The organism is Emticicia sp., from assembly GCF_049241225.1.
Taxonomy (GTDB): Bacteria; Bacteroidota; Bacteroidia; order Cytophagales; family Spirosomataceae; genus Emticicia.
Genome location: NZ_JBMLRC010000342.1, coordinates 4,410 through 13,079 on the forward strand (window position 1 = coordinate 4,410; position 8,670 = coordinate 13,079).

Consider the following 8,670-nt stretch of genomic DNA (forward strand, 5'->3'; position numbering starts at 1 on the left):
CATTAGATTTTATTTTCTCCATCTCGGGCGGCTTTAAAGAATTGGCCATTATTGCGAGTGCTTCGTTATTGACTGTCTATTTGGGTGTTGTTTTGGCAACTATCAAGCTTCGACTCAATGAAAATGGTAAGACTGATGGATTCCGACTTCCTGCGGGCATCACTATTCCTATTCTGGCAGCAATTTCTATTCTGTGGTTTTTATCTAATTTAGCAATCAAAGAGGTGAGTAGTCTCGCTATTTTTTTGGTGGTCTTATCAATAATTTATTATTTAATTACCTTTTTAGGAAAAAAGAAAAACAAGGATATTGAAATCTAAGTTGGTATTGATATTCGTTTGTATAAGAAACGAACATTCAATAGGAAAAAGTTAATTGTTTTAGTTCGTGATTCTGTTCGGCCCCATTAGGGGTTGCATATTGATAGCAGGTCATTAACTTCTACCAATATCTGACCCCTACGGGGTCAAATCACGAGTAAAAAGATAATTCAACTTAACCTTATCACTTTTATTCTTATGAAATACCTCCTATCAATTATTTTTCTTTTCCTATTTTCATGTGAAAGTTCTTCACAGAATATCAATTCACAATCAAACAATATGACAAACGGCTTATCCTATTTAGCTCTGGGCGATAGCTACACAATCGGCGAAAGTGTTGCAGAAAACGAACGCTGGCCTGTTCAGTTGAGTAAAAGTCTCACCAAAAGTGGTGTAGAAGTAGGTTCACCTCAAATAATTGCCCGCACAGGTTGGACAACTGATGAATTAAAAGAAAAAATTATTTCTGAAAATATCACTAAAACCTATGATTTGGTTTCTTTACTAATTGGTGTAAATAATCAATATCGAGGGCGAAGCTTCGAGCAGTTCCGAACTGAGTTTATTGATTTACTCGAAACAGCTCTCAAGTTTGCAGGAAATAAACCCGAGCGAGTTTTTGTGGTATCAATTCCCGATTGGGGTGTAACGCCATTTGGCGGAAAGGGACAAAATAAAACGATTTCGGAGCAGATTGATTTATTCAATAAAGTAAAAAAAGAAGAAACCGAGAAAAAGGGAATTTTGTATATTGATATTACACCGATTTCTCGCCAAGCACTAAACGACGCAACGCTTATCGCCACAGATGCTCTTCATCCTTCTGGAAAAATGTATCAGCAATGGGTTGAAAAAATTTCACCCGAATTATTGAAGAAAATAAAGAAATGACAATAGAAAATTTTAAGCAGAAAGCACTCGAACTCGATAAAAATGATAAACTCGCTCATTTCAGAAATCAATTTGAAATAGGTGAAGAAATATATTTAGATGGAAACTCTCTGGGAAGATTGCCCAAGAAAACCCTCGAACTCAGCACTAATCTTATTCAAAATCAATGGGGAAAAAGATTGATTAGAAGCTGGAACGAACATTGGATTGAACTACCGAACAAAGTTGCAGCTAAAATTGCACAAATCGTAGGAGCAAGACCCGATGAGATTTTTGTGGGCGATAGCACCTCCATCAATTTCTATAAACTGGCTTTTGCAGCCCTCAATTTTCAAGAGAATAGAACCAAAATCATCACTGACTCACTCAATTTCCCGACTGACATTTATGTTTTGCAGGGTTTGATAGAACAGCAATTCAAGAATCATACACTTTCAATTATCAAGAGTAATGATGAAATAAGCATCAGTGATGAAGCCATAGAGCAAGCCTTAGACGAAAATACAGCCTTACTGACACTAAGTCATGTAGTTTTCAAGAGTGCATATAAATATAATATGCAGAAAATCAATGACTTAGCACACAAAAAAGGTGCTTTAGTTTTGTGGGATTTGAGCCATTCGGCGGGAGCAGTACCAGTAAATCTCAATGAATCTGGTACCGATATGGCCGTGGGTTGTACGTACAAATACCTCAACGGTGGGCCGGGAGCTCCTGCATTTTTGTATGTCAGAAAAGATTTACAAGAAAAACTCTCCAACCCAATTTGGGCATGGTTTAGCCATGATAAACCTTTTGATTTTACGCTGGATTATAAGGCAAAGAATGATATTCAACGATTTGCCACAGGTACTCCTTCGGTGCTTTCATTGGCAGCAATAGAAGCAGGATTAGATGTAATGATTGAGGCAGGAATACAAAATCTGAGAGAAAAAAGTGTTGCTCAAAGTAGTTTTTTGATAGAATTAGTTGAAAATCTTTTACAACCACTTGGTTTCTCAATTGCTTCACCGGTGAATACCGACGAACGAGGTTCGCATATATCTATTCAACACCAAGAAGGGTACAAGATCAACCGAGCCATGATAGAACCAGTCGATGGTTCGCCAAGTATTATTCCAGATTTTCGTCCGCCAAACAATATTAGACTTGGTATTGCACCACTTTACAATACCTTTGAAGAAATATTCCAGACGGTTATTCGCATCAAAAAAATCCTAGAAACTAAGGAGTTTGAGCGTTTTGGAGATGAAAAACTAACTGTGGTATAATTTTTTTCATAGGATAGGGTATGCAAACCCTATCCTGTGAAAACATTTATTACTCTTTCTTAGCTCGTGTATTAGATTTAATTGCCGCCTGAATTACATCCCACATATCAGTCGGAATTTCGTTGAGGTGATTAAATTCTCCTGCTCCATTTATCCATTCGCCCCCATCAATTGTTATTACTTCGCCGTTGATATAAGAAGAAAAATCTGACATCAAATAAGCCGCTAAATTGGCTAATTCTTGATGCTCGCCTACTCGTTTGATTGGTACATTTCCGTGGTCAGAGAAGCGTTCTCGGAGATGTGGAGGAAAAGCTTCTACTGGAAAAAGTCTATCCCAAGCACCTTTGGTTGGAAATGGACCGGGTGCGATGGCATTGAATCGAATTCCGTATTTTGCCCACTCAACGGCCAAACTTCGGGTCATTGTTAAAACACCCGATTTTGCCATTGCCGATGGCACAACATAACCCGAGCCAGTTGAGGCATAAGTAGTTACGATACTCAGCACAGTTGCTGCTTGCTTTTGTTCAATCCAATGTTTGCCTAACGCGAGCGTTGTGTAGTATGTTCCTTTCAGCACAATATCAACAATTGTATCAATGGCACGGTGTGAAAGTCGTTCGGTTGGCGAAATAAAATTTCCTGCGGCATTATTCAACAAACCATTGATTTGTCCAAACTCGGCCAAAGTTTTATCTTTCATGGCTTCGATTGCTCCATAGTCTCTTACATCGCAGGCAATTGGCAGAATTTTACCACCAGTTGCTTGTCCGAGTTCGTGGGCGGTTTCTTCCAAAACGGCCAATTTTCTACTTGTAATCACTACATTTGCACCGAGTTCGAGAAAATATTTCGACATTGATTTGCCAAGTCCGGTTCCTCCGCCAGTCACAATAAAAGTTTTTCCATCTAAAGCTCCATCTCTGAGCATAGGTTCGTTATACGCCATTATTATTTGATTTTTGATGTTGAATAATGCGTAAATCTAAAACAAAAAAGCCACAAATGATTGTATCATCTGTGGCTTTTTTAAGAAAAAATATCACTAAAATTATTTAGCAGCTACAATTTTAACATCAACTTGGAAGTTGTCGTTAATCATTTTGTCACCGATTGTATCGAAGAAAGATTTTGAAGCATATTTGCTACCAAATTTCGTACGGTCAACTTCAAATTTAGCAGTTGCAGTAGCACCTTTTGTATCAACAGTTACAACCGCAGGGAATGTAATTGGTTGTGTAACACCGTTGATTGTTAAATCGCCAGTTACATCATAGTTACCATTGCCTTTTGAAGTTGCTTTTTTGATTTTCAAATTGGCAGTTGGGTATTTTGCTACATCAAAGAAATCAGGAGTTGTTAGGTGTCCGATTAATTTTGCATTGTAACCAGCATCTGTCAAATCTAAACATTTGATTGATTTCATATCAATCGTGAACTCACCACCTTGTAATTTTCCACCATTTACAACTAAGCTACCACTTTGGATACCGATTGTACCATTGTGCTCACCAGTAACTTTTTTACCAAGCCAGTTAAAAGTACTTGCTTTTGTATCCACTTTCAATGCAACAGGAGCCGCAGCTACCGTTCCTTTTTTACCACCACCAGCAATCGCTGAAACACTCACTAAAGCAGCTAAAGCTACTACCATTAAATTTTTAACAACTTTCATTTTTGAACTAAATTAGAATTAAAAAAATATAATTAAATAATAAATTGCACTGTTAATCTTCGCTTCCACGCAGCTTGTCCAAAAGACGGCTTAGCGTTTCGGCTTCTTCATCTGATAAAAAATGATTACTTTTTTCCCAAGTAGCCTGTATTTCATCTATTTGTTTCAACACTTGCGAACCCGATTCTGTTATTCTGATGTCACAAGCTCGTCGGTCGGCGGCATTATCGCATCTCGACACATAGCCTTTCAATAAAAGTTTATCAACTAATCTTGAAGCATTCGACATCTTGTCGAGCATACGTTCAATAATACCATTGACCGTAATCGGATTTGGGTACTGTCCTCTTAAAATTCTCAATACATTGTATTGTTGAGCCGACAAATCGAATGGTTTTAGTAAACCTTGCTGCTCCGAACTCATCCAATTGGACGTGTACATTATATTTACAACCACTTTCTGATACTTACTCTTAAATGGCTTTTGTTGTTTAATATCTTTTTCGATTGACATAATTATATTTTTATTTAGTTCAATGCAAATATAATACATTGACAATATATGTCTATACATATAATACAACGACTGATTATTTTTAGTTCAATGTTTTCAGAAAAAACTTTAAAATTCTTTACTAAAATATTTAAAAATGCTTATTTTTATCAACAAAAACGCTGATAATGAGAGATTTAACGAAGAAAAAGATATTAAAAAAAATCTAAAAAAACTTTTAGATTTTTAAGTTATTGGTAGAATTATGCCGACCAAAAACGAAATTATCTCAATGGAATAATTGACGGAGCCGAAATATCAAAATCACGTAGTTTGAGCGGTTGCGAAGTATCAAAAGCGAATCTGAAAGCATTAGAAATGTCTGGAATATTTGGGTAATATCCTAAACGAACTTGAAAAGTGCTTATCGTGAGATTCTCGTTTCTTAATCTAAAACCAATGCCATATCCTTGATATATTTTGCTGTCAATGAGCAAGCTTCCTTTCAAACTCACCATACCTAAATTCACAAATGCAAAATGAGCAACCCTAAATCCGAAGATACTCTTATGAGAAAACAAAACAGTTTCGTAGCCGAGTGTCAACCTTTTATCACCTCTAAGGCCTTCGCTATTTACGCCTAAAATACCTTCTCTACCACTTATATTTAGGTAATCGAGTGCATCTCGATTGATTCCGTAAGTGAAACCCAAGTTTATGAATTGCCGAGTTTGAGATTTACCCACTTTCATGAGTGGGCTGAAATAAAAACCTTGAAAACCCAAAATACCTTGCTGCGTTTTTTTCTGTTTAAGATATGTGCCCGCATTGGCCAAAACATATAAATATCCTTTTTCGGCTGGTAAGTATTTTCCTTTAGCAAACTGCATTCCTGCATATCCACGGTTACCAAACTCAGTATTTTCGGTTCCTAACGTAAAAGAAAATAGATTTCCGACGGGAACGTCTTCGGTTCGACCAAAACCATAAATCAAAAAATCACGCTGATAATTTCGATTAGAATACCCAATACTGGCTAACCAGTTCGTACGATTCCAATAAATCTTATTAGTATCGGCACTTACTTCGGGGCGTTTTCGGTGTTCAAAGCTACTTCTTCTTAGTGCCAAAACTAATTGCTTATTTCGCTGAGTCGGGTCAAGTCTGAATGCACGACCGTACCAAACATCAGAGTAAAAATAGCTTACTTTATAAGTTAATGCACTATCTATATCGTTGATTATTAGCTTCTTGTATTCACGCACACGAGTATAGCCTAATTCGGCAGAACCCGCATTTCGGGTTTCTACTGTTAGAAATGGTCTATAAATTTGTGCTGAATATTGAGCCAAATCTCGCTCATTGATGAGTTTCAGCTGCCCCGAAACAAAACTACTTCCAATGTACGGAATTGTATAAATACTTCGCCAACCCAAACGCTGATATGGGTCGTCAGCTCGCCAGGTGACTTTATTCAGAAACGAATGACCTCGACCTTGAAAGTTTTTTTCCTCCACTCCGAAGCCAAAGTTTCGGAAGCTATCGCCCGAAACATCAAAATTTATTGACCATACATCTTGCGTAATCACCAAAACATCAACCATCCAATCTACTTCCGGACGCTCAATGATGTAAATACGAGCATCATGAATGATTGGGTTAGCACGAAGTAAACGCTCATTATCTTTTAAAATTTGTGGATTGAGCTTATCTCCTTCTTTGAACAATAAAAATGACTGACGGATAACTTTTTCACGGGTATTGTAGTGAAAACTTTTACTGGCAAAATGTTCAATTTTCGAGCCTTTTCGAGTAGTATCATTGACACTTGGGCCAAAAATTTCGAGTTTCTTGATAATAATTTTTCCGATTACTTTTCCATCATACTTTTCAAACGGATTTACCTCAATTTCCTTGATTTCTTTGTTTTGGTTAGAATTATAAACATCCCGAAATACCGCTCCGTAGATACTTTTTCCAACTTTACTCTTATTCATTTTTTGTTTTAGCTTCGCATACATGATGCTATCCTCAACAGATTTTCCGCTATCGAGGCTATCAGATAGGCTTTTTTGGGCCAAAGCTGGACTCAAAAACAAAACAAATATGATAAACAAATACTTCATGTCTCAATTTAACAATTTTTCATTGAATCGGACTTAAATTTAAAATTAAGACTGATAATTGGCTAAAAATAACGAATTTCGCCACTTGAAAATATAGCAATCAAGAATGAAATTATCAAAACCATTAGTTTTAGCATCCAACTCGCCACGTCGCCGTGAAATCATGCACAATGCTGGCTATGAATTTACGGTAAAAGTGATACCAACGGATGAAAGTTTTTCGGAAGAAATGCCCGTTGAAGAAGTACCAGTTTTCTTGGCTCGCACAAAAGCCGAATGTTTCAGAGAAAACCTTCAAGACGAAATTATTCTTTGTGCCGATACGGTAGTTGTTGTTGACCAAGAAAATGAAAAAAGCCTTGTCAGGCCGAGCAAAATCTTAAATAAACCCGCCGACTACTCCGAAGCCAAAGAAATGCTCAGAATGTTGAGCGGACGAGTTCATCGAGTGATTACGGGCGTATGTGTAATGACCTCCGATGAAACCATCGGTTTTGCTGATACTTCGTATGTACATTTTAAGGAATTGAGCGACTGGGAAATTGATTATTACATTGAGCGTTGTAAACCGTTCGATAAAGCGGGAGCCTATGGAGTACAAGATTTTATTGGAATGATAGGGATTCCGAAAATTGAAGGTTCGTTTTATACCGTAATGGGTTTACCGATTCATCGAGTTTATGAGGTGCTGGAAAAGTATGTTCTCAGAAATTAATTGTATTTTTACGAAATACTTTAATCTTATTACGACAATGAAACGCATTCTACTACAATGCACACTGCTGCTTTTTGTACTACAACAGTCTTTTAGTCAAGCTGTTACTACAGATTCTTTCTTCCCAAATGGTGACAAAGAAATCACTATTACATTTGATTTAAAACAATCTAAGGATGTTCGGGTTGCTGGTTTGTTGGGAAAAACTTCTGATGTTTTTCTATGGTCAGGTGCTGGAACGGCCGATAATGCCTTTGAGTTTCAGCCTACTGGACAAACAAACTTTGGCGTTCCGTTTGAAATGGGACGAATGACTTCGCTGGGCAACGACCGATGGAGTATCAAACTAAAACCTCGTGATTATTTCAAAGTTCCTGTTGGAAGAACTATTAAAAAACTTGGATTATTGCTCAAAAGTGGCGATGGAAAAGCCCAAACTGAGGATTTTATTTTGGATTTATTCGACGATAAATTGGCTTACAAACTCCTTGAACCTGACTTAAATACTTTTTTTGACGAAAATCAGTCATTGAAAATCAGTATAAAAACCTCAAAAAAAGCAGATAAAATTACTTTTGGATTTAATACAACCAGTGATGCCTTTACTGCTAATGTTGATTTATATAATTCCTTTGTTACAAATAAAGATTCGGTAACAATTTTTATGACTCCTACACCTAAAAATATGTTTCTTCAAATCAAAAGTGGCAATGAAAAAATAATTGACGAAATTAAATTTAATATCAAACCTAAACTTAATATCTTGAATCTTCCGCCAAATATCAAAGACGGCATTAATTATATCAATGATAATACCGTCACGTTTTCGTTTTTTGCTCCTAAGAAAAGTTTTGTTTACCTCATTGGCGATTTCAACGATTGGCAAATCGACCCAAGATATTTGATGAATCAAACGCCCGATGGCGAACGTTATTGGCTCACTATCAACAACTTAGAAAAAGGCAAAGAATACGCTTTTCAATATCTAATTGATGGAAAAACGGCCGTTGGCGACCCATTTTGTGAAAAAATCCTCGACCCAAGATTTGATTCTGAAATTTCAGCAAGCACTTACCCCGACCTCAAACTTTATCCATCAAAAAATACTTATGGTGGCACAGTTTCGGTACTTCAAACTGGTCAAACGCCCTACAACTGGAAAGTAAAAGATTT

At 36.8% G+C, this 8,670-nt stretch carries 7 protein-coding genes and 2 pseudogenes; 5 read left to right on the top strand and 4 right to left on the bottom strand.

Annotated features, from left to right (window positions below):
- The 3 genes and pseudogenes from ACOVO2_RS18360 to kynU form a co-directional block, all read left to right on the top strand.
- Positions 1-320: pseudogene (locus ACOVO2_RS18360) on the top strand (amino acid permease); the annotation flags it as partial.
- A 282-nt stretch (positions 321-602) separates the two neighbouring features.
- A complete protein-coding gene (locus ACOVO2_RS18365) occupies positions 603-1,214 on the top strand; it encodes an SGNH/GDSL hydrolase family protein (protein WP_421771373.1) in 612 nt (203 codons plus the stop codon).
- Complete coding sequence (gene kynU, locus ACOVO2_RS18370; protein ID WP_421771374.1) at positions 1,211-2,485, top strand: kynureninase; 1,275 nt, start codon at positions 1,211-1,213, stop codon at positions 2,483-2,485. Before ACOVO2_RS18365 ends, kynU begins: the two co-directional genes overlap by 4 nt.
- A gap of 49 nt (positions 2,486-2,534) precedes the next feature.
- Here kynU and ACOVO2_RS18375 read toward each other — a convergent pair whose 3' ends face one another.
- The 4 genes from ACOVO2_RS18375 to ACOVO2_RS18390 form a co-directional block, all read right to left on the bottom strand.
- Positions 2,535-3,437 carry an SDR family oxidoreductase gene (locus tag ACOVO2_RS18375; protein ID WP_421771375.1) on the bottom strand — a complete coding sequence of 301 codons (903 nt, stop codon included), beginning with the start codon at positions 3,435-3,437 and terminating at the stop codon, positions 2,535-2,537.
- 102 nt (positions 3,438-3,539) lie between these two features.
- A complete protein-coding gene (locus ACOVO2_RS18380) occupies positions 3,540-4,163 on the bottom strand; it encodes a YceI family protein (RefSeq protein WP_421771376.1) in 624 nt (207 codons plus the stop codon).
- Between the two features lie 52 nt (positions 4,164-4,215).
- Positions 4,216-4,677 carry a MarR family winged helix-turn-helix transcriptional regulator gene (locus ACOVO2_RS18385; RefSeq protein WP_421771377.1) on the bottom strand — a complete coding sequence of 154 codons (462 nt, stop codon included), beginning with the start codon at positions 4,675-4,677 and terminating at the stop codon, positions 4,216-4,218.
- A gap of 263 nt (positions 4,678-4,940) precedes the next feature.
- Positions 4,941-6,782, bottom strand: a complete 1,842-nt coding sequence (locus tag ACOVO2_RS18390; RefSeq protein WP_421771378.1) for a hypothetical protein — start codon at positions 6,780-6,782, stop codon at positions 4,941-4,943.
- A 106-nt stretch (positions 6,783-6,888) separates the two neighbouring features.
- Here ACOVO2_RS18390 and ACOVO2_RS18395 point away from each other — a divergent pair, with 106 nt between their 5' ends.
- Positions 6,889-7,497: a Maf family protein gene (locus tag ACOVO2_RS18395; RefSeq protein WP_421771379.1), complete on the top strand. Its 609-nt coding sequence runs from the start codon at positions 6,889-6,891 to the stop codon at positions 7,495-7,497.
- Positions 7,498-7,534: 37 nt separating this feature from the next.
- A pseudogene (locus tag ACOVO2_RS18400) lies at positions 7,535-8,670 on the top strand (alpha-amylase); the annotation flags it as partial.

Excerpts from the sequence above, each read along its gene's own strand:
- ACOVO2_RS18385 (WP_421771377.1), bottom strand. The coding sequence starts at position 4,677 with ATGTCAATCGAAAAAGATATTAAACAACAAAAGCCATTTAAGAGTAAG.
- kynU (WP_421771374.1), top strand. The coding sequence starts at position 1,211 with ATGACAATAGAAAATTTTAAGCAGAAAGCACTCGAACTCGATAAAAAT.
- ACOVO2_RS18380 (WP_421771376.1), bottom strand. The coding sequence starts at position 4,163 with ATGAAAGTTGTTAAAAATTTAATGGTAGTAGCTTTAGCTGCTTTAGTG.
- ACOVO2_RS18365 (WP_421771373.1), top strand. The coding sequence starts at position 603 with ATGACAAACGGCTTATCCTATTTAGCTCTGGGCGATAGCTACACAATC.
- ACOVO2_RS18390 (WP_421771378.1), bottom strand. The coding sequence starts at position 6,782 with ATGAAGTATTTGTTTATCATATTTGTTTTGTTTTTGAGTCCAGCTTTG.
- ACOVO2_RS18375 (WP_421771375.1), bottom strand. The coding sequence starts at position 3,437 with ATGGCGTATAACGAACCTATGCTCAGAGATGGAGCTTTAGATGGAAAA.
- ACOVO2_RS18395 (WP_421771379.1), top strand. The coding sequence starts at position 6,889 with ATGAAATTATCAAAACCATTAGTTTTAGCATCCAACTCGCCACGTCGC.